The sequence below is a fragment of the Cupriavidus sp. MP-37 genome (genome assembly GCF_020618415.1).
In the GTDB taxonomy this organism is placed as follows: Bacteria; Pseudomonadota; Gammaproteobacteria; order Burkholderiales; family Burkholderiaceae; genus Cupriavidus.
The window spans coordinates 1,514,261-1,535,345 of record NZ_CP085344.1 but is presented as its reverse complement, the minus strand read 5'-3'; the positions used below and the strand labels follow the sequence as shown (position 1 = coordinate 1,535,345).

Sequence of the window (21,085 nt, the reverse complement as noted above, 5' to 3'; positions counted from 1 at the left end):
ATGCCTGATTCTTTCACGGGCAGTCCGGCAAGGTCATGCAATCTACGCATGGGAAAGGAAGCGCCCCATGCGTCAGCAAACGTCGCGCGGATTCAGACCGGCGCCAGCGCTTTCGACAGCAATACCGTGGTAAAGCCGCTGTCCCAGCTTTCATCGGGATAGAAATCGATCTCGGCATAGCCATGGCGCCGGTAGAAGGCGCGGCTCTGCTGGTTGAACGTATCCGTCTCCAGCCTCGCCTCGCGATGCCCGGCGCGGGCGATTTCGGCTTCCGCATGCGCCAGCAGCGCCCCGCCCAATCCCATCCGCTGCCATGCCCGCCCGACATGCAGCGCCCAGATGAAGTTGTTTTCCCAATCCACCATCGCGGCCGGCACACCGTCCACGCAGGCGACACGGAATGCCTGCAAGCGTGCTTCGACGTAGCTGCGGGTCTTGCCTTGTTGTTCGAAGGCGGCTGCGGCGGCCGGCGTCAGTTGCGGCTTCCAGGTGCCCAGGTAGGTGTCGGTGAGGATGGCTTCCACGGCCTGCGCGTCCGAGGGCAAGGCGGGACGGATTTGGAAATTGCCAGGGAGTTTGGTCATGGGACGAGAGCATAACCCGGACGGATATGAATCTGCCCTTGCGTACCCTGCCGAAGCCTGTTGAGCGCTCGGAAACGAAAAAGCCGCCCGGGAAAACGGGCGGCTTCGCATGGCCTTGCACAGTGTTCTGGCGGAGAGAGGGGGATTCGAACCCCCGATGGGCTATTAACCCATACACGCTTTCCAGGCGTGCGACTTAAACCACTCATCCATCTCTCCGGGAAGTCCGAGAGTATAGCAGAGTTGCAAGGCGAATCCAGTGTCTCGTCGCCGGATTCGTGCCACCTGCGGCTGCGCCGCCCTACCCTTTGCGCAGGTAGGTCACCAGCCGGTCGATCACCGGCGCGTTGCGCGGCGTCAGCAGGCTGACCACGATCGCGACGGCGAAGCCGGCCGGTACGCCGAAGGCGCCGGAGGCGATCGGGTCGACGCCGAACCAGCGGTTGCCGAAGATGCCGGTCATGCGGGTGAAAAAGGGATAGTTGACGAAGATGTAGTACACCGCCACGCCGAGCCCGGCGACCATGCCGGCGACGGCGCCGGCGGCGGTGGTGCGGCGCCAGAAGATGCCGAGGATCAGCACCGGGAAGAAGCTGGAAGCCGCCAGCGAGAAGGCGGCACCGACCAGGAAGAGGATATTGCCGGGGCGCAGCGATGTGACGTACGAGGCGAAAAGTGCCACGGCCAGCAGCACGATCTTGGCGGTGGTGACGCGCCGCTGGTGGCTCGCCTGGCGGTCGACCATGTGATAGAAGACGTCGTGCGAGAGCGCGTTGGCGATGGTCAGCAGCAGGCCATCGGCGGTAGACAGCGCCGCTGCCAGTGCCCCGGCGGCGATCAGCCCTGAGATCACGTACGGCAGGCCGGCGATTTCCGGGGCGGCCAGCACGATCATGTCGGGCTGCAGCAGGATCTCGGCCCATTGCACGATGCCGTCGCCGTTGACGTCGCGGATGCCAAACACTGGTGGATCGACCTTGCGCCATTGCACCACCCACTGCGGCAGGTCGGCGTACGAGGTGCCGACCAGGTGCTCGAAGAACTCGTATTTCACCAGCGCCGCGAGCGTGGGCGCCGACACATAGAGCAAGGCGATGCAGAACACCGCCCAGGCCACGGAGTTGCGTGTTTCCCGGACCGAAGGCGTGGTGTAGAGCCGCGTCAGGATATGCGGCAGGCTGGCGGTGCCCACCATCAGGCAGAACACCAGCAGGACGAAATTGAGCCGCTTGGTCTTGCGCTCCTGCTCGGATGCCGCGGGATAGGGTTCGGTGGACGACATCGAGTGGCGGCTGCGGGCCAGCGCGTCTTCGCGTTGCTGGTGCCACTGCTGCTGCGCGGCGGCGGCGTCGCGCGGGAATTCCAGCCGCTCTCGCTCCAGCGCCTTGATCTCGCGCAGTGGCGCATTGCGGGCGCGCAGGTCCTGCAGGCGCGCATCCAGCGCGTCGCGCTCCTGCGCGAACGACTCGGGCAGCCGGGCGATGCGTTCCTGCAGCAGGATGGCCTGCTGCCGGTAGTAGTCACGCACCGCCTGCTCGGCCGGCTCGCGCTCGAGCTGCCGTTCGCGCGCATCCAGCTGCGTCAGCAGCGTGCCATAGCTCAGTTGCGGCAGCGGCTCCTGGTGGTGTTTCCACGCGATCATCGACACCGTGACCAGGAACGCCACGATCATCATGATGTACTGCGCCACCTGCGTCCACGTGACCGCGCGCATGCCGCCAAGGAAGGAGCAGACCAGGATCCCCGCCAGCCCGAAGAAGATGCCGACGGCAAACTCGACGCCGATAAAGCGCGTCACCACCAGCCCCACGCCCTGGATCTGCGCCACCAGGTAGACGAAGGAGCAAAGCGAGGCGGCCAGCACCGCGATCGCGCGCACCGGCAGGTTGCCGCCGGGCTTGCCGTTGCCGTAGCGCGCGGCGAGGAAGTCGGGGATGGTGTAGCCGCCGTACTTGCGCAGGTATGGCGCCAGCAGGAAAGCCACCAGGCAATAGCCGCCGGTCCATCCCATTACATAGGCCAGCCCTTCGTAGCCGGAAGCAAACAGGATGCCGGCCAGGCCGATGAACGACGCCGCGCTCATCCAGTCGGCGGCAATCGCCATGCCGTTGAACATCGCCGGCACGCGCCGCGACGCGACGTAGTACTCGTTGAGGTCCGAGGTGCGGCAGATCAGCCCGATGCAGGCATAGATCGCGATGGTGATGAACAGGAAGACGTAGCCCAGCCACAGCGCATCGGCGTTGGAGCGTTCCAGCAATCCCATCATGCCCACGAAACCGAACAGCCCCAGCGTGAACAGGCCGTAGTAGAGCAGCAACCGTCGGCGAAAGCGCGACTGGGCTTCGGGCATGAGGGACAGTCCGTGATCGGTGGGAAGCTATCGTAACAAACCCGCCGGCGCGCGGGTGCGCGGCGGCGGGTTCAGGTTGCGGCTTGGCTTGCCGGATGCCCGGCGGATTACTGCGCCTGCTTGAGCTGCTCGAGGATGGCCGGGTTCTCCAGCGTGGAGGTGTCCTGCGTAATCTCCTCGCCCTTGGCCAGCGACCGCAGCAAGCGCCGCATGATCTTGCCCGAGCGGGTCTTGGGCAGGTTGTCGCCGAAGCGGATGTCCTTGGGCTTGGCGATCGGGCCGATCTCCTTGCCGACCCAGTTGCGCAGCTCGGTGGCGATCTGCACGGCCTCGTCGCCGCTCGGGCGCGAGCGCTTGAGCACGACAAAGGCGCAGATCGCTTCGCCGGTCATGTCGTCGGGCCGGCCCACCACCGCGGCTTCGGCCACCAGCGGGTTGGCCACCAGCGCCGACTCGATCTCCATCGTGCCCATGCGGTGGCCCGACACGTTCAGCACATCGTCGATGCGGCCCATGATGGTGAAGTAGCCGGTGTCCTTGTCGCGGATCGAGCCATCTCCGGCCAGGTAGAGCTTGCCGCCGAGTTCCTCGGGGAAGTAGCTCTTCTTGAAGCGCTCCGGATCGCCCCAGATGGTGCGGATCATCGCCGGCCAGGGGCGCTTGACCACCAGGATGCCGCCGCTGCCATTGGGCACGTCATGGCCGGTCTCGTCGACGATGGCGGCCATGATGCCCGGCAGCGGCAGCGTGCATGAGCCCGGCACCAGCGGCGTCGCGCCCGGCAGCGGCGTGATCATGTGGCCGCCGGTCTCGGTCTGCCAGAAGGTATCGACGATCGGGCAGCGCTCATTGCCGACGTTCTTGTAGTACCACATCCAGGCTTCGGGGTTGATCGGCTCGCCGACCGTGCCGAGCAGGCGCAGGCTGGACAGGTCGTACTGCTTCGGGTGGATTTTCTCGTCGGCCTCGGCGGCCTTGATCAGCGAGCGGATCGCGGTCGGCGCGGTGTAGAAGATGCTGACCTTGTGGCGCGCGATCATGTCCCAGAAGCGGCCGGCGTTCGGGTAGGTGGGCACGCCCTCGAACACCACCTGGGTGGCGCCGGCGGCCAGCGGACCGTAGGCGATGTAGGTGTGGCCGGTGACCCAGCCGATGTCGGCGGTACACCAGAACAGGTCGTCGGGCTTGATGTCGAAGGTCCATTTCATCGTCATCAGCGCCCACAGCAGGTAGCCGCCGGTGCTGTGCTGCACGCCCTTGGGCTTGCCGGTGGAGCCCGAGGTGTAGAGCACGAACAGCGGGTGCTCGGCCCCGACCGGCTCGGCCTCGCAGGTGTCCGGCTGGTTGGCGCAGACATCGTCGAGCCAGCGGTCGCGGCCCTCGGTCCACGCCACGTTGCCGCCGGTGCGGCGGTACACGATGACGTTCTTCACGGCTTCGCAGCCGCCCAGCGCCAGCGCGTCGTCGGCGATGGCCTTCAGCGGCAGCGCCTTGCCGCCGCGCATCTGCTCGTCGGCGGTGATCAGCGCCACCGCGCCCACGTCCACCAGCCGCTCCTGCAGCGACTTGGCCGAGAAGCCGCCGAACACCACCGAATGCGTGGCGCCCAGGCGCGCGCAGGCCTGCATCGCGGCCACGCCCTCCACCGACATCGGCATGTAGATCACCACCCGGTCGCCCTTCTTGATGCCGAGCGTCTTCAGGCCGTTGGCCAGGCGGCACACCCTGGCGTGCAGCTCGCGGTAGGTGATGCGCGTCACCGTGCCGTCGTCGGCCTCGAACACGATCGCCACCCTGTCGGCATTGCCGTTCTGCAGGTTGCGGTCCAGGCAGTTGTACGAGGCGTTGAGCTGGCCGTCTTCGAACCACTTATAGAACGGCGCGTTGCTCTCGTCCAGCACCTTGGCGAAGGGCTTTTGCCAGTGCAGCAGCTCGCGCGCGTGGCGGGCCCAGAAGCCCTCGTAGTCGCGTTCGGCTTCGTCGCACAGGGCTCGATAGGCATCCATGCTGGGGATGGCTGCCTGGCTGGCAAACGCCTCGGGCGGGTTGAACACGCGATGCTCCTGCATCACCGATTCGATGGCGGACATGGACTGGTCTCCTGATTTTGGACTGGCTTTGGCTGCCACGTTACGCCCGAGGGCTTACTTAAACCTGACGATAAATCCTCGCGGCCGGCAGGACCAGACACTGCAACTTGTTGCAATGCAGCGGGAAGAATCGGGGGCGCGCCGCGAAAGTGCAGCCTTCTCCATTAGGCTAGCACAGCTATAATGCCGCGAGCCTGATACCTGAATGCGACGCCGGCCCTTGCCGCGCGGCGCCGCACCGACCAGCGCGGACACTTGCCCGTGCACCTCACCGGGCTGTCCGACCGGAAACTCCCCAAGGCAAGTACCCGTGCCCGCCAACGCTCCCGTCTTCGCTCCCGTCTACGTGCTGTTCCTGGTGGCCTCGATGGCGCTGGTCGGCAGCAACGTCGGACTCGGCAAGTCGATCATCGCGCATGTGCCGGTGCTGCTGTTCGCGCTGCTGCGCTTTGTCATTGCCATCGTCTGCCTGGCGCCCTGGTACCGGCCCGCGCGCATGCGCCGGGTCTCGCGCCAGGAATGGCTGAACCTGTTCCTGCAGGCGTTCTTCGGCACCTTCCTGTTTACGCTGCTGATGCTCAACGGCGTGAGGCTAACCAGCGCCATGGCCGCCGGCGTGATCACCAGCACCATCCCCGCCACCGTGGCGTTGCTGTCCTGGCTGCTGCTGCGCGAAAGGCTGTCGCGGCGCACGGTGGTGTCGGTGCTGCTGGCGGTGGCCGGCATCGCCGTGCTCAACATCGCGCGCGGCGATGCCCACGGCGCCGGCGCAGGCAGCCAGGCGTGGCTGGGCAACCTGATGATCATGGGGGCGGTGGTGTGCGAATCGATCTACGTGATCCTGTCGCGCCGGCTGACCCAGACGCTGGCCGCGATCGAGATCTGCGCCTATACGCACCTGATCGGCGGCCTGCTGATGCTGCCGCTGGGATTGCTCCCGTTGCTGAGCTTCGACGCCGCCGCGGTGCCCGCGCAGACCTGGCTGATGGTGCTGTGGTACGCGCTGTCGGCCAGCGTGTTTTCGTTCTGGCTGTGGATGAAGGGCATCCGCCATGTGCCGGCGCAGCTGGCCGGGGTCTTCACCTCGGTGCTGCCGGTGGCCGCGGCCACTTACGGCATCGTCTTCCTGGGCGAGCAGCCGGGCTGGCCGCACGGCGTGGCGCTGGCGTGCGTGCTGGCGGGGATCGTGCTGGCCAGCTGGCCGGGGCGGATCACGCGCGGCGCGTGGCGCGGCAAGGCGGCGGGCGCCGATCCCGGCGCGCGCGCCTGAGCGCTGCGGCGAGGCAGCGGTTACCGCTGGTAACACAGCGCTGACGTGGTCGCTTGGTACAATCCACGCCGATTTTCAACTCGCCGACCCCGCCCCGCCATGGCTTCCAACCCGATTCCCAAGCCGCAGCCCCAGACCCTGCGGCCGATCCCGAGCATCATCTTCGCGTCGCGCTGGCTGCAATTGCCGCTGTATCTGGGCCTGATCGTGGCCCAGGGCGTCTACGTCTACCATTTCCTGATCGAAGTCTGGCATCTGCTGGCCCATGTGACCGAGTTCGACGAGAACAAGATCATGCTGGTGGTGCTGGGGCTGATCGACGTGGTGATGATCTCCAACCTGCTGATCATGGTGATCGTCGGCGGCTACGAGACCTTCGTCTCGCGGCTTGGCATCGACAACCATCCCGACGAGCCCGAATGGCTCGACCACGTCAATGCGGGCGTGCTGAAGGTCAAGCTGTCGATGGCGCTGATCGGGATTTCGTCGATCCACCTGCTCAAGACCTTTATCGATGCCGAGCAGCGCACCACCCATACCATCATGTGGCAGGTGGCGATCCACCTGGCATTCCTGCTGTCGGCGGTGGCGATGGCGTGGGTCGACCGCATGGTGAGCCACCCCGCCGGCGCGCACGCCAAGCATTGATGGCGGCCGGCTGGGCCGGCCTGCTCGCTCGCTACGGACCGCGGCCATGTGCCGCGGTTTTTGCTTTTGGGCCGGCCCGGTCGCCGGCAGCGGCGCTTGCCGCACATTACCGGCTGTGGACGGATGTATGCAGCCGGGCAGAGCGCCGCCGCTCAGTGTATGATTTCGGGCTGTGTTTCACCGCTGCCCACCCCACAAAATGACAGTCATCAAGCAAGAAGACCTCATCCAGAGCGTCGCCGACTCCCTGCAGTACATCAGCTACTACCATCCGATGGACTACATCACCAGCCTGGGCCGCGCCTACGAGCTGGAACAGAGCCCGGCGGCCAAGGATGCGATCGCGCAGATCCTGACCAACAGCCGCATGTGCGCGGAAGGCAAGCGCCCGATCTGCCAGGACACCGGCATCGTCACGGTCTTCGTCAAGGTGGGCATGGACGTGCGCTGGGATGGTGCCACCATGGGCCTGACCGACATGATCAACGAGGGCGTGCGCCGCGGCTATACGCACCCCGACAACGTGCTGCGCGCCTCGATCGTCAGCCCGCCCGAAGGCGGCCGCAAGAACACCAAGGACAACACCCCGGCCGTGATCCACTATGAAGTGGTGCCGGGCAACACCGTCGACATCCAGGTTGCGGCCAAGGGCGGCGGCTCGGAGAACAAGTCCAAGTTCGTGATGCTGAACCCGTCGGACTCGATCGTCGACTGGGTGCTGAAGACCGTGCCGACCATGGGCGCCGGCTGGTGCCCGCCCGGCATGCTGGGCATCGGCATCGGCGGCACCGCCGAGAAGGCGATGGTGATGGCCAAGGAATCGCTGATGGAATCCATCGACATCCAGGACATCATCGCGCGCGGCCCGAAGGACTGGATCGAGGAACTGCGGGTCGAGCTGTACGAGAAGGTCAACGCGCTGGGCATCGGCGCGCAGGGCCTGGGCGGCCTGGCGACCGTGCTCGACGTCAAGATCATGGCCTGCCCGACGCACGCCGCGTCCAAGCCGGTGGCGATGATCCCGAACTGCGCCGCCACCCGCCACGTGCACTTCACGCTCGACGGCAGCGGTCCGGCCAAGCTGGAAGCGCCTGACCTGTCGCAATGGCCGAAGGTCGAGTGGGCGCCGAACACCGAGACCTCGAAGCGCGTCGACCTGAACACGCTGACGCCGGAAGAAGTTGCCTCGTGGAAGCCGGGCCAGACCCTGCTGCTCAACGGCAAGATGCTGACCGGCCGCGATGCCGCGCACAAGCGCATCGCCGACATGCTGGCCAAGGGCGAGAAGCTGCCGGTGGACTTCAAGAACCGCGTGATCTACTACGTCGGCCCGGTCGATCCGGTGCGCGACGAAGCCGTCGGCCCGGCCGGCCCCACCACCGCCACGCGCATGGACAAGTTCACCGAGATGATGCTGGCCGAGACCGGCCTGATCTCGATGATCGGCAAGGCCGAGCGCGGCCCGGTCGCGATCGAGGCGATCAAGAAGCACAAGTCGGCCTACCTGATGGCCGTGGGCGGCGCCGCTTACCTCGTGGCCAAGGCCATCAAGGAAGCCAGGGTGGTCGGCTTCGAAGACCTGGGCATGGAAGCGATCTACGAGTTCGAGGTCAAGGACATGCCGGTGACGGTGGCCGTGGACAGCGAAGGCACCTCGGTGCACAAGACCGGCCCGGCGGAGTGGCAGGCCAAGATCGGCAAGATTCCGGTCGCCGCGCTGTAATTCGCCGCTTTAACCGACTGCAAGCAGTACTCCCCTCTCCCACTTGCGGGAGAGGGGTTGGGGGAGAGGGCAGGCGCGTGGCAAGCACCGCAACGCCTCGCTTCGTGGAAACTCTTGCCCTCTCCCCCGCCCCTCTCCCATGAATGGGAGAGGGGAGAAAACAATCCCCTCATCCCGTTCCGTGAACCCCGCACCCATTGGCGTCTTCGATTCCGGCCTCGGCGGCCTGTCGGTGCTGCGCGAGATCCGCGCGCTGCTGCCGCACGAGTCGCTGCTGTACCTCGCCGACTCGAAATACGCGCCCTACGGCGAAAAGCCCGCGCATTTCGTCGAAGCGCGCACGCTGCAGGCCTGCGAGTGGATGATCGGCCAGGGCTGCAAGGCGCTGGTGGTCGCCTGCAACACCGCCACCGGCCATGCCGTGACGTTGCTGCGCGAGCGGCTGCCGGTGCCGATCATCGGCGTCGAGCCCGGCCTGAAGCCCGCCGCCGCGGCCAGCCGCAGCAAAGTGGTCGGCGTGCTGGCGACCGCCAATACGCTCAAGAGCGCGAAGTTCGCGCGGCTGCTGGCATCGCTGGACGGCGAAAGCCGCTTCCTGTGCGAAGCCGGGCTGGGGCTGGTGACGCTGATCGAGCAAGGCCACACCGACGGGCCCGCCGTGCGCGAGCGCCTGGAAGCCTATCTCACGCCGATGCTGGATGCCGGCGCCGATACCCTGGTGCTGGGCTGCACCCACTACCCCTTCCTGGCAGGCGCGATCCGCGCCATCGCCGGCGATCGGCTGGCACTGGTCGATACCGGCAGCGCGGTCGCGCGCCAGCTGGCGCGCAAGCTCGCCGAGCACGGGCTGGCCGCGCCGCCCGATGCCGCCGGGCGAGACCGCTTCGTCTCCACCAAGGACGCCGCGCACCTGCGCGCGATGGTGGCCGCGCTGCTGCAGGTGCAAGCGCAGGCGGAGACGGTGGTGATCGAACCGGCGCCGGCGTTCTGACCGGCGCCTGCCGCTAGCGAAGGAAACCCAGCGGCCGGTGCTCGCGCACCTCGGGCTTGATCGCATGCTCCTGGCGCAGTTGCGCCAGGAATTCATCGGGCGTCAGCGCCTCGCCCAGCAGCACGCACTGGCGCTTGACCGTGGCGAAGTCGCCGGGCGTCAGGCAATCCATCGCGTCGAGGTCCGCGCGCATGGCGTCGGTCAGGCCGGCGGCGTCGCCGTCGAGCGCCTCGTCGACGAACATCGCCACGCGTTGCGCGGGCTTGAGCGCGAGGAAGCGGATCTTGAACGAGAAGCGGCGCAGCGCGGCCTCGTCGATGCGGTCGAACAGGTTGGTGGTGCAGATGAAGATGCCGTTGAAGCGCTCCATGCCCTGCAGCATCTCGTTGACTTCGGAGATCTCATAGTTGCGCACCGCCTGCTGGCGGCTCTGCATGAAGCTGTCGGCCTCGTCCAGCAGCAGCACCGCGCCATCCTCTTCCGCGCGCGCGAACATCGCGGCGATCTGCTGCTCGGTCTCGCCCACGTACTTGCTCATCAGGTCCGAGGCGCGCCGGATCATCAGCGGCAGGTCCAGCTCGGCCGCGATATGCTCGGCCAGCGCGGTCTTGCCGGTGCCGGGCGGACCATAGAAGCACAGCGTGCCGCGCTCGCGCACGCGCAGCGCGTCGACGATCTTGACCACGTCGTAGCGGGTCTCCAGGTGCAGGTTCTCGAGCCGGTAGTGCGTGACCACCGGGCGCGCCTCGGCCTCGGGGCGCAGCCCCATGGCGCGGTCGGCATGCTCGAGCTGGCGCAGGATCAGCGCTTCAACGGGCTCCTCTACGTTCGGCCGCGCCAGTTCGACAAAGCGCGCCGCCGATTGCACCTGCGCCGGCGTCAGTGTCTTGCGCCCGGCCAGCCCGGTGATAAAGGCATCGCTGACATCGAGCCCGCCCAGGTGCTTGCGGATGATGTTCTCGCGCACCAGCGGCGGCGGGATCTTCAGCTCGAGGTGGAACTGGAAGCGGCGCAGGTACGCCGGGTCGATCTGCCGGATCGAATTGGAAATCCAGATCACCGGCACCGGATTCTGCTCGAGCGTCTGGTTGACCCAGGCCTTGCCATTGACCGACGCGCGCGTGTCTTCCTGGCCGAACAGACTCATCAGTTCGCGCCCGGTGCCGGGAAACACGTCTTCGACTTCGTCGAACAGCAGCGCGGTATGGGCGCGCCCGCGCAGGAACGCCTGCGACACCTGCAGCGAGCGGTAGCGGTCCTTGCCCGACAGGCTGTTGCCGTCGCGATCCAGGCAATCGACCTCATACAGCTCGCAGCCGGCCTCGCGCGCCAGCAGCCGGGCGAACTCGGTCTTGCCGGTGCCGGGCGGCCCATAGATCAGCACATTGACGCCGCTGGCGTGCTGGCGCGTGGCATTGGCCAGCAGCGCGCGCAGGTAGCGCGCGTCGGTCTCGACATGCGGATAGTCGGCGGTGGTCAGCGTGGGCGGCGCGGCCGGGCGGGTGAAGACCGCCATCATCTCGGCCTCGTTGGCATAGTTGCCGAGCAGCACGTGCAGCAGCCGGTCCGACAGCCGCATCAGGTCGCCCAGGTCGGTCACGCTGTTTTCCGGCAGCGGCTGCTCGATCAGGTTCAGCGTTTCCAGCCGCGAGCCGGGCCGCAGCGATGCCGCCACGTCGGCCGCGCCGGCGCCGGTCAGGCCCGCCAGGATCTGGAACGCCTCCTGGCTGTGCGCCACCTTGCAGTCGACCATCACCGCGCGCAGGTCGCGCTTGTACTTGGCCAGCGCCGCATACAGCAGCAGCTTGCGCTCGTGGTCGGGCAGGTCCAGCACGTGGCTGAGCATGTCGATATTGCGCACCAGCAGCACGCGCTCGCCCTCGAGCCGCTGGGCAATGGCCGCCGCCGACGCGTCGAACACGGCGAACATGTCCTTGGCGTGGTGCTTGACGTACTCGTCGAGGTAATAGAACAGCGCGCTTTCGTCGAAGGCGCTGTTCCACTGGCCGTGGCGGTCGAGGAATTCCTCCGGCGTGAGCCGCGCCGCGCCCTTCCAGGCCGGCATGTCGGCGCAGCGCGCGGCCAGGAAGCGCTGCACGCGCAGCACCACCCCATAGGGCCACACCATCTCCTGGGCGCTGACGGTCAGGACATCGTTGATATTGCTGCGCAGGTTGAAGCGCGGCCCCAGCGCGCAGACCACGCGCAAGGCGAACTGCGCGCACATCCAGTCCAGCGCCGAGCTGGACGATGCCCCGGGCATGGAGCGCAGCAGCGTCGATCGGTCATCTTCAGCAAAACGTGTGAAGTCCATGGACGGGTCCCCGAGCGCGCGATGCGCAATGGCGGGCCGCGACAGGCGCACCGCCACGTCTGCAGTGTCTTTCTATGCTAGCGCGCTTTCCCGCCCCGCGGGCGCACCCGTGCGCCGCCGGCGCTGGCCATGGTGCCCTGGGGCACCGATGCACGGCGCGATGCGATGACGTGCCAGCACGCATGACTCAACCGTGTTGCCCCTTCCCGATTTGCTGCCGGGACTTGCCGGTATAACGCGCGCAGGCGGAAAATTCCAGCTGCGGCGCACAAATCACAACAAATAAGAATCATTATCGTTTATACTCACCCGCTGACACGCTGCCCCAGAGTGGCGCTCCCACGGCAACCCAGTTGAAGGAGCGTTTATCATGGAATTGCTGCTTAGCCTGCTGGTCGGTTGCGGCATCTCGCTGATCCTGTTCTACCGCAAGTGACGGCGCACGGCCGCCGAGGTGGCGCCGCCGGCAGACTTTTGTTGTTGACACATGTTCGACCAACGCTTCTTAAAGATTACGCTCGCCGTCCTGCTGTTCCACGCCGGCCTGCTTTACCTGATCCAGAGCGGGCTGGCCCGCAAGCTCACCGAGGCCGTGATCGCGCCGGAAATCATCGCGCGCATCATTCCGCTCGAACCGCCCAAGCAGGAGGCTCCGCCGGAGCCGCCCAAGCCCAAGCCGAAGCAGGAAACCCCGCCCAAGCAGGTCAAGGTGACCACGCCCAAGCCGACGCCGCCGCAGCCCAAGCCGGCGCCGCAGCCGGTCGCCGACCTGCCGCCGACGCCTTCGGCGCCGGAAGCGCCGCCCGCCCCGCCGGCGCCCCCGGCACCGCCCGAGCCCGCGCCGGCACCGGTGTCGGCCGCGCCGCGCGCCGTCGGCATCGGCGAAATCCAGTGCACGCCGCCGCAACCGAAGTATCCTTCCCAGTCGCGCCGCATGGGCGAGACCGGCAAGACCGTGGTGCGGCTGACCACCGATGAAAGCGGCAAGGTCGTCAAGACCTCCGTGGTGTCGTCGAGCGGCTCGTCGCGCCTTGACCAGGCCGCGGTGGATGCCGTGCAGGCGATGCGCTGCAAGCCCTATATGGACAACGGCCGCGCCGTCGCCGTGACGGCGCAGCAGCCGATCGGCTTCGAGCTGAACTGACCGCCCCCGATTTCCGATCTCTGATCTGACCTAAACCAAGCGAACTCACCAGGAAACCAACACATGCAGGACCTCGGACTCACCCACCTCTGGTCGCAAGGCGACTTCGTCATGCGTGCGACCGCCATCATTCTGCTGATCATGTCGCTCGCCTCATGGATCGTGATCCTGACCAAGGCGTGGGATCTGGTGCGCCTGAAGAAGATGGCGCAAGGCGCGGAAAAGCGCTTCTGGCACTCGGACGATTTCGACCACGCCCTGGAAACCCTGGGCGCCGGCGATGCCAACCCGTTCCGCACGCTGGCCATCGCCGGCAAGGAAGCCGCCCAGCACCATCGCGCCAGCCAGCCGCAGCTGCACGACGTGATGGATATCTCCGACTGGCTGACCCGTTCGCTGAAGAGCTCCATCGATGAGTCGGTGGCACGCATGCAGTCGGGCCTGGCGGTGCTGGCATCGGTGGGCTCGACCGCGCCGTTCGTCGGCCTGTTCGGCACCGTGTGGGGCATCTACCACGCGCTGATCGGCATCGGCGCCTCGGGCGTGCCGACCATCGACAAGGTTGCCGGCCCGGTGGGCGAGGCGCTGATCATGACCGCCTTCGGCCTGGCCGTGGCAATCCCGGCCGTGCTGGGCTATAACGCCCTCACCCGCGGCAACAAGTCGGTGATCTCGAAGCTCAACCGCTTTGCCCACGACCTGCACGCCTACTTCGTCACCGGCGCGCGCGTGCGCCCCACCGGCGCCCGCGCCGAGGACGGCACCGTGCGCCTGGCCGCGGCACAGCGCTAAACCGCTAGCAAGGAAGTCATCATGGCATTCGGCACTCTCGAAGGGGACGACGACGAGGTGATGAGCGAAATCAACATGACGCCGCTGGTCGACGTCATGCTGGTGCTGCTGATCATCTTCATCATCACCATCCCCGTGATCAACCACGCGGTAAAGATCGACCTGCCGCGCGCCACCAACACGCCGAACGACCCCAAGCCGCAGAACATCAACGTGTCCATCGATGCAAGCGGCAAGGTCTTCTGGAACCAGGTGGAAGTGGACCAGGCCACGCTGGAAAGCAATATCGCGCTGGCCGCGCAGCAGCAGCCGCAGCCTGAGCTGCACCTGCGCGCCGACCGCGAGGTGCGCTACGAGCGCGTGGCCGAGGTCATGGCCGCCGCGCAGCATGGCGGCCTGGGCAAGATCGGTTTCATCACCGAACCCAAGCAGTAAGCCGGCGCCTGCGGGCGCCCTCGAACGACAAAGGGCACCTTCGGGTGCCCTTTTTGCATGGTGTCGCCAGTGCGCCCACAGCTGCCCGTTCGCGCCACGGCGGCGGCGGTAGTCGTTGTCCGAATCTTAGCGAGAGACCATTGTAATGATAACAATTCTCATTTAATATCCTTCCATTGACTGCGCCAGGCGCGGCACCGCCGCCCCGGATCGCACTCCCCCTTACTCTCCTATCGCAGAACGGAGCCAGATGATGAGCACACTTTCCCTGCCGCTGTCGCAACCCCGTGAAGTCACCCGCCGCCGCCTGTCGCTGCGCCGCGTCGACGTGGCCGCGCAGCCGCGCCGGGACGCCGGCGTCAAGGCCGCGCCGTCGGCGATCGCCTCGGTCAAGTCCGCCGTGGCCGCCCTGCCCGCGCGCCTGGAAGCGCTGGTACGCGACAGCCTGAGCTCGGCGCCCGCCGGCGAACCGGTGGCGCTGGAAGCCATCATGCGCGGTGCCAACACGCTGCCGATCCTGCACAACGGCGAGGTCTACACGCTGCGCGTGACGCGCTACGGCAAGCTGATCCTGACGAAATGAACGTGGCTCCGCGGCAATTCCGAAAGGGAGGCAGCCGGGGTAAAGCGAAAGCGATATGAAACCGCGCCAGGCGCGGACGCCACGACCGTGGCAGCACAGACTTTTGTGGGGACCACCTCGGAACGAGGTGTTGGGCAGTAGCCAGGTATGCGCGCCGCAGGCGGGAGTCAGACCCCACGCCAGGCCGGCCGTACCCAGCCATGCCCTCTTTTATGCCGCCCCGCAGGCCGTGCCTGCGGGGCTTTTTCATGCACCGGCGCCAGCGCCGGCGGGTGCCTTACAGGCCCAGCGCGGCGATGCCGGCACGCGCGACCTGCGCGTCCTCGGTCGACTTCACGCCCGACACGCCGACGGCACCCACCACCTGCTCGTTGCAGACGATGGGCACGCCGCCCTCCAGCATGCCCTGCAGCACCGGCGCCGTCATGAACGAGTAGCGGCCGTTGTTGATCATGTCTTCGTAGATCTTCGACTCACGGCGACCCAGCGCCGAGGTACGCGCCTTCTCGCCGGCGATATAGGCCGAGATCGGCGCGGCGCCGTCCAGGCGCTGCATGGCCAGCATATGGCCGCCGTCGTCGACCACGACGATCGACACGGCCCAGTGATGGTTCTTTGCCTCGGTTTCCGCTGCGGCCATGATCTTCTTCACGTCGTCTGCCGTCAGAACCGTCTTTTGCTGCATGCCACTCTCCTGGTCATTGATTTGGATAGAGGCCGAAGTATAGCGCCGCACCTGCGCCACCGTCATGGCAGGGGCGCCGCCATGCCTCGGCTACCGTGCGCACCACGGCAAAATGGCCCGCGAGCGGGCCATTGGTCATGCGAGGACTGCAGCGGTGCGGTCAGGCGCCGTCGGTGAACGGGTCGGGCTTGCCCAGCTTCGCGCCATCGGTGTAGGGGTCGGTCTTGCCGACACGTGCGCCGTCGGTAAACGGATCCGGCTTGCCGACCCTGGCGCCATCGGTGTACGGGTCGACCGCGCCGGTCTTGGCGCCGTCGAGATACGGGTCGACCTTGCCGACAGCGGCGAAAGAGGCGGTGGACGCAGTGCCCAGGAACGCCAGCGCGGCGGCGGCAATCACGGCTTGTTTGATCTTCATGAGATTCCCCTTGCTTCTTGGTTGGTCACGGCATCGCACGCCGGATAAGCCGGCGTCATCGCGATGTCACATAAGTAGTTTAGGGAAAACCCTTATGTTGATGCAGGTGACGCTTTGAGCAGTCTGTTCAAATATTTTGACCTCGATCAAATTGCGCCACGCTGAGCGGGAACCAGCCCGGCGCCGTTATGTCGCACCGCAGCGCCAAAACGAAAGGGCCCCGCAACGGGGCCCTTCCAGGGAAAGCTGGCGGGAGGATCGCGCTCAGTCGCGCCACCTGCCGTGACCATGGCCATGGCCATGGCCGCGCCCACGGTGATAACCCGGCGGGCCATAGTAGCCGCGGTGGCCGCCGTAATAGCGCGGCGGACCGTAATAGCCAGGACCGTAGTAGACCGGGCGCGGGCGAACCACCACCGGCGGCGGGCCGTAATACACCGGCGCCGGCGCCACCACGACCGGCGGCGGGCCATAGTAAGCCGGAGCGGGCGGATAATACGCCGGCGCACCAATCACCACGCCCGGAACGCCGACGGATACGCCGACACTCACATGGGCCATGGCTGCGCCAGACGCCAACCCGGCGGCAATACCGAATGCTGCAAGCCACCAACGTTTCATATCCGCCTCTCAAAGTGGGATGTCTCGTAACTGGTATTGTAGGGGTTCGGAAATTTCCAGGTGCAACGGCGCACACGACATTGTTACCAGCCGTAACAGTGTCGTCACTTTTCGGCCTGAGGCGGCAGGCCGACGACTTGTTTGCGGGTCCGCCCGCCCGCGCACTTGCGTCCGGGATGCCAAGCCACCACAATACCGGGCTTGCCGTGCGGCCGTGGAGAAATTGGTAGACTCAGCAGACTTAAAATCTGCCGCCTTTCCAGGCTTACGGGTTCGAGTCCCGTCGGCCGCACCAGGAAGAGTTGCCCGGCCAGTTGCCGGGCAGTTGCTGCCTCAAGCAAAAGAGGGAGCCATCGCCCCCTCTTCCGATAACGTCAGGTCCGCGCCCGTCACGCCATCGCGTAGCACATCAGCGCTCCCACCCCCATCAGGAACACAAACAACACCCCGGCCAGCGCCAGCGGCTTGCGGCCGGCGCGCACCAGGTCGCCGATGCGCGTGTGCAGGCCGATCGCCAGCATCGCGCAGGCCAGCAGCCAGTTGTCGAGCGCGATCAGCGGCGCCTTCCAGGCGGCGGGCACGGCGCCAGCCGAGTTGACCGCCATCACCGCGACAAAGCCGACCGCGAACCACGGCACCGACTTCATGATGCCGCGCAGGCGGCCGGCACCGGGGCCGCCCTGTGCCGACTGCGATCCGCCTTGCGGCCACAGCGCCATCACCAGCAGCAGCGGGCCCAGCGCCAGCACGCGCACCATCTTGGCCACCACGGCGGCGTCGGCGGTCGGCTCGCTGATCATCTTGCCGGCGGCGATCACCTGCGCCACCTCGTGCAGCGTTGCCCCGGTGAAGATGCCGAACATGCGCTCGCTGACGGCCCAGTGCCAGTGGCCGGTGGCCAGTTCATACAGGTAGGGATAGAGCAGCATGCCGACGGTGCCGAACAGCACCACCGTCGCCACCGCCACGGCGGTCTGCTTGTCGTCGGTGCGCACCACCGACGACACCGCGATGGCCGCGGCCGCGCCGCAGATGGCGCTGCCGGAACTGACCAGGATGGCCTCGCGGCGGCTCAGGCCGAAGAAGGCAGTGCCCACCCAGGTGCCGAACAGCAGCGTGGCGACCAGCATGGTCAGCGGCACGGCGATGCCCGGCAAACCCAGCGCAACGATCGAGGCGAAGGTCAGGCGCAGCCCGTACAGCGCCACGCCGAGCCGCAGCAGGTAGTGCCGCGCCACCTGCATGCCAGGCGCCAGCGGCGCCAGCCAATGGCGCGGCAGCGTATTGGCCGCGACCATGCCGGCGCACATGGCCAGCGTCAGCGCGCTCAGGCCGTAGCGGGCCACCGCCGGATGCTCGGCCAGCGCAATCGCCAGCCAGGCAATGCCCCCAAGCGGGAGCAAGGTCAGCAATCGCTGCGACCAGGGCGGTGGCAAGGCCGGCGCGGCGGCCGGAGCGGTGCGGGGGCTGGAGACGGAAGACATGGCAGGCTCGGGTTGGGTGCTTTAGTGACTCAAGCGTAATGGCGCCCACCTAACCCGTAAAACGGGTAATATCGTTATGCGTTATTGATATTTTCGATATGGACCTGCACCCCACTCCTACGGCGGCACCACGGCCGGAACAGCGCCCGCTGCGCCTGACGCTGCGCCAGCTGTCGGTCTTCGTCGCGGTCGCCCAGCATGGCAGCACGATGGCGGCGGCACAGGCGCTGGCGATGTCGCAGTCCGCGGTCAGTGCCTCGCTGGCCGAGCTCGAGCGCGCGCTGGACAGTCCGCTGTTCGACCGCATCGCGCGCCGACTCAGCATCAACGAGACCGGTCGGCAGTTCTTTCCGCGCGCGCTGTCGCTGCTGGACCAGGCGCAGGAACTGGAGCGGTTTGCCGGCCAGACCGGCGTCCAGCTGCGCATCGCCGCCAGCAACACCATCGGCAGCTATATGCTGCCGCCGCTGCTGGCCGGCTTCCGCCACTCGCGCAGCGGCCCATGCACGCTGGACCTGCGTATCGGCAATACCCGCGAGGTGCTGCAGTCGCTGCTTCAGTTCGAAGCCGATATCGGCCTGGTCGAAGGCGCCAGCCATGAACGCGACCTGCGCAGCGTGCGCTGGTGCGACGACGAGATGGTCGTGATCGTCGGCCCGTCCCACCCGCTTGCCGCCGCCCCCCATGACCTGGTGGCGCTGCGCGATGCCGAGTGGATCGTGCGCGAGCCCGGCTCGGGCACGCGCGAGGTCATCGAGGAGCGGCTGGTGCCGCTGCTGGGCGAATTGCGCTTCGCGCTCGAACTGGGCAATGCCGAGGCGATCAAGCGCGCGGTGATGAGCGGCTTTGGCGTCAGCTGCCTGTCGCTGCACGTGGTGCGCGACGAACTGGAGCGCGGCACGCTGGTGGCGATCCGCGAGGGCCTGCCGCGCATCGTGCGCCCGCTGCAGCTGGTCGTGCACCAGGACAAGTTCCCGACCCAGGGGCTGCTGGCGTTCACCGAATACCTGCGCACGATGGCGCCGCGCATCGGCGCCTGAAGGAAGCCACTCAGGCCGGCTGCGGGTCCGCGCCGCGGCTGCGGCGCGCGGTGTACAGGTCGAGCATGTGGAACAGCACGGGATTGAGCATGATCGACAGCAGCGCACCGGCCAGGATCAGCGCCTGGCCGCGCTCGGGCAGGATCTTCAGATAGACGCCCAGGCTGGCGAGGATGAACGAGAACTCGCCGATCTGCGCCAGGCTGACGGCGATGGTCATGCCGGTCTGCCCCGCATGCCCGAAGGCGCGCACGATGCCCAGCGCCGCCAGCGACTTGCCGACCACGATGATAAACACCGTCGCCAGCACGCCCCACGGGTCATTCACCAGCACCATGGGATCGAACAGCATGCCCACCGAAACGAAGAACAGCACGGCGAAGGCGTCGCGCAGCGGCAGCGATTCCTCCGCCGCGCGATGGCTGAACTCGGATTCCGCCAGCACCATGCCCGCAAAGAACGCGCCCAGCGCGAACGACACGCCGAACAGCGCATAAGCGCCATAGGCCACGCCCAGCGCCGTCGCCAGCACGCCCAGCCGGAACATCTCGCGGTTGCCGGTCCAGACGATGCGTTCGAGCATCCAGGGGATAAAGCGGCGGCCGATCACCAGCATCACCGCGACGAACGCCGCCACCTTGCCAAGCGTGGCGAAGATCGCCAGCACCACTTCGCCCGTGCCCGGGCCGGCATCGGCAGTCTCGCCCGCGCCGGCGAGCAGGCTAGCCATCGCCGGCAGCAGCACCAGCGCCAGCACCATTGCCAGATCTTCGACGATCAGCCAGCCGACGGCGATGCGTCCTTGCGGCGATTCCACCAGGTTGCGCTCCTGCAGGGCCTTGAGCAGCACCACGGTGCTGGCCACCGACAGCGCCAGCCCGTACACCAGCCCCTGCCCCCACGACCAGCCAAAGCCCCACGACACCAGCATGCCCATCAGCGTGGCGATGCCGATCTGCACCACCGCGCCGGGAATGGCGATGCGCTTGACCGCCATCAGGTCCTTGATCGAGAAATGCAGGCCCACGCCGAACATCAGCAGGATCACGCCCAGCTCGGCCAGTTCCGGTGCCAGCGCCTGGTCGGCGGTGTAGCCGGGCGTATGCGGCCCCACCACGATGCCCGCGCACAGGTAGCCGATCAACGGCGGCAGGCGCAGCCGGCTGGCGACCGCGCCAAGGATAAAGGCCAGGACGATACCGCCGACGATGGTACTGATAAGCGGGGTGGCGTGATGCATGCGTGCGGAGTTCCTCGTGTCAGGGGCTGAACGGCTCACCCGTTCCCTTGCCCTGGCAACTGGCACAGCGCATCCGGCGCGCACCAGCGGTCAGCGCGGGACAGTCGCCGCGACCATCGGCAGCAGCATCGGAACGGGGAAGAACGGGAAGTGCCGCAGCGGCCCCGGACACGCCGGCGGCGCGTCACGGATCGGGGATGGCGATTGACATGCTGCCCCGCCAGACCAGCCGCGGAGCCCCCCGAAAAGCGTACGACAGGAGTAATGTAACATGCCCGCCACGTCGCGGCGGCGCAGCCGGCCGCGGAAAACAAAAACGGCACCCGAGGGTGCCGTTCTGCTTGCAACTGGAGGCGGAGGTCGGAATCGAACCGGCGTACACGGCTTTGCAGGCCGCTGCATAACCACTCTGCCACCCCGCCAGGTGACGTGCTGCTGGATTGTATCCGCATTCAGCCGAGGCTGCCGCAGCGCATCGATGCGGCATGCCGCTGTACGGCGATTCAACCCAAACAAAAAGGGAAGCGTGGCTTCCCTTTGGGGATTGGAGCGGGAGACGAGTCTCGAACTCGCGACCTCAACCTTGGCAAGGTTGCGCTCTACCAACTGAGCTACTCCCGCATACAACTTTGACTGCCAGCCCCGCACCGCGGTGATCACGCTGCCGGGC

The 21,085-nt window shown here is 66.9% G+C and carries 18 protein-coding genes and 4 tRNA genes; 10 read left to right on the top strand and 12 right to left on the bottom strand.

Annotated features, from left to right (window positions below; genetic code table 11):
* Positions 1–92: 92 nt before the first annotated feature.
* From LIN44_RS07210 to acs, 4 genes are all read right to left on the bottom strand, one after another.
* Positions 93–584, bottom strand: coding sequence for a GNAT family N-acetyltransferase (locus tag LIN44_RS07210; protein ID WP_227314125.1), 492 nt, complete (start codon positions 582–584; stop codon positions 93–95).
* 128 nt (positions 585–712) lie between these two features.
* A tRNA-Ser gene (locus tag LIN44_RS07205) sits at positions 713–803 on the bottom strand.
* Positions 804–885: 82 nt separating this feature from the next.
* Positions 886–2,937 carry a VC_2705 family sodium/solute symporter gene (locus tag LIN44_RS07200; RefSeq protein WP_227314124.1) on the bottom strand — a complete coding sequence of 684 codons (2,052 nt, stop codon included), beginning with the start codon at positions 2,935–2,937 and terminating at the stop codon, positions 886–888.
* A gap of 107 nt (positions 2,938–3,044) precedes the next feature.
* Complete coding sequence (gene acs / locus LIN44_RS07195; RefSeq protein WP_227314123.1) at positions 3,045–5,027, bottom strand: acetate--CoA ligase; 1,983 nt, start codon at positions 5,025–5,027, stop codon at positions 3,045–3,047.
* Between the two features lie 310 nt (positions 5,028–5,337).
* Between acs and LIN44_RS07190 the strand changes: the two genes are divergently transcribed.
* The 4 genes from LIN44_RS07190 to murI all read left to right on the top strand — a co-directional run bounded on the left by LIN44_RS07190 (position 5,338) and on the right by murI (position 9,659).
* Positions 5,338–6,297: a DMT family transporter gene (locus LIN44_RS07190; protein WP_227314122.1), complete on the top strand. Its 960-nt coding sequence runs from the start codon at positions 5,338–5,340 to the stop codon at positions 6,295–6,297.
* Between the two features lie 99 nt (positions 6,298–6,396).
* Complete coding sequence (locus LIN44_RS07185) at positions 6,397–6,945, top strand: TIGR00645 family protein (RefSeq protein ID WP_227314121.1); 549 nt, start codon at positions 6,397–6,399, stop codon at positions 6,943–6,945.
* A 199-nt stretch (positions 6,946–7,144) separates the two neighbouring features.
* On the top strand, positions 7,145–8,668 hold the full coding sequence (locus LIN44_RS07180) for a fumarate hydratase (RefSeq protein WP_227314120.1): 1,524 nt from the start codon (positions 7,145–7,147) through the stop codon (positions 8,666–8,668).
* A gap of 181 nt (positions 8,669–8,849) precedes the next feature.
* The gene (gene murI, locus LIN44_RS07175; protein ID WP_227314119.1) at positions 8,850–9,659 is read left to right on the top strand and encodes a glutamate racemase; all 810 of its coding nucleotides are present in this window, start codon (positions 8,850–8,852) and stop codon (positions 9,657–9,659) included.
* Between the two features lie 13 nt (positions 9,660–9,672).
* On the opposite strand, the gene LIN44_RS07170 is transcribed toward murI, so the two are convergent.
* Positions 9,673–11,973 (bottom strand): AAA family ATPase, encoded by a 2,301-nt coding sequence (locus tag LIN44_RS07170; protein ID WP_227314118.1) that lies wholly within the window; start codon positions 11,971–11,973, stop codon positions 9,673–9,675.
* Between the two features lie 487 nt (positions 11,974–12,460).
* Between LIN44_RS07170 and LIN44_RS07165 the strand changes: the two genes are divergently transcribed.
* The 4 genes from LIN44_RS07165 (at position 12,461) to LIN44_RS07150 (ending at position 14,927) form a co-directional block, all read left to right on the top strand.
* Complete coding sequence (locus LIN44_RS07165; RefSeq protein WP_227314117.1) at positions 12,461–13,117, top strand: energy transducer TonB; 657 nt, start codon at positions 12,461–12,463, stop codon at positions 13,115–13,117.
* A gap of 63 nt (positions 13,118–13,180) precedes the next feature.
* Positions 13,181–13,909 carry a MotA/TolQ/ExbB proton channel family protein gene (locus tag LIN44_RS07160; RefSeq protein ID WP_062800821.1) on the top strand — a complete coding sequence of 243 codons (729 nt, stop codon included), beginning with the start codon at positions 13,181–13,183 and terminating at the stop codon, positions 13,907–13,909.
* Between the two features lie 21 nt (positions 13,910–13,930).
* A complete protein-coding gene (locus LIN44_RS07155) occupies positions 13,931–14,344 on the top strand; it encodes a biopolymer transporter ExbD (protein ID WP_012353289.1) in 414 nt (137 codons plus the stop codon).
* A 253-nt stretch (positions 14,345–14,597) separates the two neighbouring features.
* Complete coding sequence (locus LIN44_RS07150) at positions 14,598–14,927, top strand: hemin uptake protein HemP (protein ID WP_227314116.1); 330 nt, start codon at positions 14,598–14,600, stop codon at positions 14,925–14,927.
* Between the two features lie 277 nt (positions 14,928–15,204).
* On the opposite strand, the gene LIN44_RS07145 is transcribed toward LIN44_RS07150, so the two are convergent.
* The 3 genes from LIN44_RS07145 to LIN44_RS07135 all read right to left on the bottom strand — a co-directional run bounded on the left by LIN44_RS07145 (position 15,205) and on the right by LIN44_RS07135 (position 16,651).
* On the bottom strand, positions 15,205–15,612 hold the full coding sequence (locus LIN44_RS07145) for a heme-binding protein (protein ID WP_012353291.1): 408 nt from the start codon (positions 15,610–15,612) through the stop codon (positions 15,205–15,207).
* Between the two features lie 160 nt (positions 15,613–15,772).
* Positions 15,773–16,030, bottom strand: a complete 258-nt coding sequence (locus LIN44_RS07140) for a hypothetical protein (RefSeq protein WP_227314115.1) — start codon at positions 16,028–16,030, stop codon at positions 15,773–15,775.
* A 264-nt stretch (positions 16,031–16,294) separates the two neighbouring features.
* Positions 16,295–16,651 carry a hypothetical protein gene (locus LIN44_RS07135; RefSeq protein ID WP_227314114.1) on the bottom strand — a complete coding sequence of 119 codons (357 nt, stop codon included), beginning with the start codon at positions 16,649–16,651 and terminating at the stop codon, positions 16,295–16,297.
* Between the two features lie 208 nt (positions 16,652–16,859).
* On the opposite strand from LIN44_RS07135, the gene LIN44_RS07130 reads away from it, so the two are divergent.
* A tRNA-Leu gene (locus tag LIN44_RS07130) sits at positions 16,860–16,946 on the top strand.
* A 94-nt stretch (positions 16,947–17,040) separates the two neighbouring features.
* Here LIN44_RS07130 and LIN44_RS07125 read toward each other — a convergent pair.
* On the bottom strand, positions 17,041–18,135 hold the full coding sequence (locus LIN44_RS07125; protein WP_227314113.1) for a YeiH family protein: 1,095 nt from the start codon (positions 18,133–18,135) through the stop codon (positions 17,041–17,043).
* 98 nt (positions 18,136–18,233) lie between these two features.
* On the opposite strand from LIN44_RS07125, the gene LIN44_RS07120 reads away from it, so the two are divergent.
* Positions 18,234–19,175 (top strand): LysR family transcriptional regulator, encoded by a 942-nt coding sequence (locus LIN44_RS07120; RefSeq protein ID WP_227314112.1) that lies wholly within the window; start codon positions 18,234–18,236, stop codon positions 19,173–19,175.
* A gap of 10 nt (positions 19,176–19,185) precedes the next feature.
* Here the strand turns inward: LIN44_RS07120 and LIN44_RS07115 are convergent, their stop codons facing one another.
* The 3 genes from LIN44_RS07115 to LIN44_RS07105 all read right to left on the bottom strand — a co-directional run bounded on the left by LIN44_RS07115 (position 19,186) and on the right by LIN44_RS07105 (position 21,036).
* Positions 19,186–20,415 (bottom strand): cation:proton antiporter, encoded by a 1,230-nt coding sequence (locus LIN44_RS07115; RefSeq protein WP_227314111.1) that lies wholly within the window; start codon positions 20,413–20,415, stop codon positions 19,186–19,188.
* Positions 20,416–20,763: 348 nt separating this feature from the next.
* Positions 20,764–20,837 (bottom strand) — tRNA-Cys (locus LIN44_RS07110).
* A 123-nt stretch (positions 20,838–20,960) separates the two neighbouring features.
* Positions 20,961–21,036 (bottom strand) — tRNA-Gly (locus LIN44_RS07105).
* Between the last annotated feature and the right edge of the window lie 49 nt (positions 21,037–21,085).

Bases quoted from the DNA above. Each gene is read 5' to 3' on its own strand.
- LIN44_RS07160 (WP_062800821.1), top strand. From the start codon at position 13,181: ATGCAGGACCTCGGACTCACCCACCTCTGGTCGCAAGGCGACTTCGTC.
- LIN44_RS07145 (WP_012353291.1), bottom strand. From the start codon at position 15,612: ATGCAGCAAAAGACGGTTCTGACGGCAGACGACGTGAAGAAGATCATG.
- LIN44_RS07210 (WP_227314125.1), bottom strand. From the start codon at position 584: ATGACCAAACTCCCTGGCAATTTCCAAATCCGTCCCGCCTTGCCCTCG.
- LIN44_RS07150 (WP_227314116.1), top strand. From the start codon at position 14,598: ATGAGCACACTTTCCCTGCCGCTGTCGCAACCCCGTGAAGTCACCCGC.
- LIN44_RS07115 (WP_227314111.1), bottom strand. From the start codon at position 20,415: ATGCATCACGCCACCCCGCTTATCAGTACCATCGTCGGCGGTATCGTC.
- LIN44_RS07185 (WP_227314121.1), top strand. From the start codon at position 6,397: ATGGCTTCCAACCCGATTCCCAAGCCGCAGCCCCAGACCCTGCGGCCG.
- LIN44_RS07155 (WP_012353289.1), top strand. From the start codon at position 13,931: ATGGCATTCGGCACTCTCGAAGGGGACGACGACGAGGTGATGAGCGAA.
- LIN44_RS07180 (WP_227314120.1), top strand. From the start codon at position 7,145: ATGACAGTCATCAAGCAAGAAGACCTCATCCAGAGCGTCGCCGACTCC.
- LIN44_RS07170 (WP_227314118.1), bottom strand. From the start codon at position 11,973: ATGGACTTCACACGTTTTGCTGAAGATGACCGATCGACGCTGCTGCGC.
- LIN44_RS07125 (WP_227314113.1), bottom strand. From the start codon at position 18,135: ATGTCTTCCGTCTCCAGCCCCCGCACCGCTCCGGCCGCCGCGCCGGCC.
- LIN44_RS07140 (WP_227314115.1), bottom strand. From the start codon at position 16,030: ATGAAGATCAAACAAGCCGTGATTGCCGCCGCCGCGCTGGCGTTCCTG.
- LIN44_RS07165 (WP_227314117.1), top strand. From the start codon at position 12,461: ATGTTCGACCAACGCTTCTTAAAGATTACGCTCGCCGTCCTGCTGTTC.
- acs (WP_227314123.1), bottom strand. From the start codon at position 5,027: ATGTCCGCCATCGAATCGGTGATGCAGGAGCATCGCGTGTTCAACCCG.
- LIN44_RS07120 (WP_227314112.1), top strand. From the start codon at position 18,234: ATGGACCTGCACCCCACTCCTACGGCGGCACCACGGCCGGAACAGCGC.
- LIN44_RS07200 (WP_227314124.1), bottom strand. From the start codon at position 2,937: ATGCCCGAAGCCCAGTCGCGCTTTCGCCGACGGTTGCTGCTCTACTAC.
- LIN44_RS07135 (WP_227314114.1), bottom strand. From the start codon at position 16,651: ATGAAACGTTGGTGGCTTGCAGCATTCGGTATTGCCGCCGGGTTGGCG.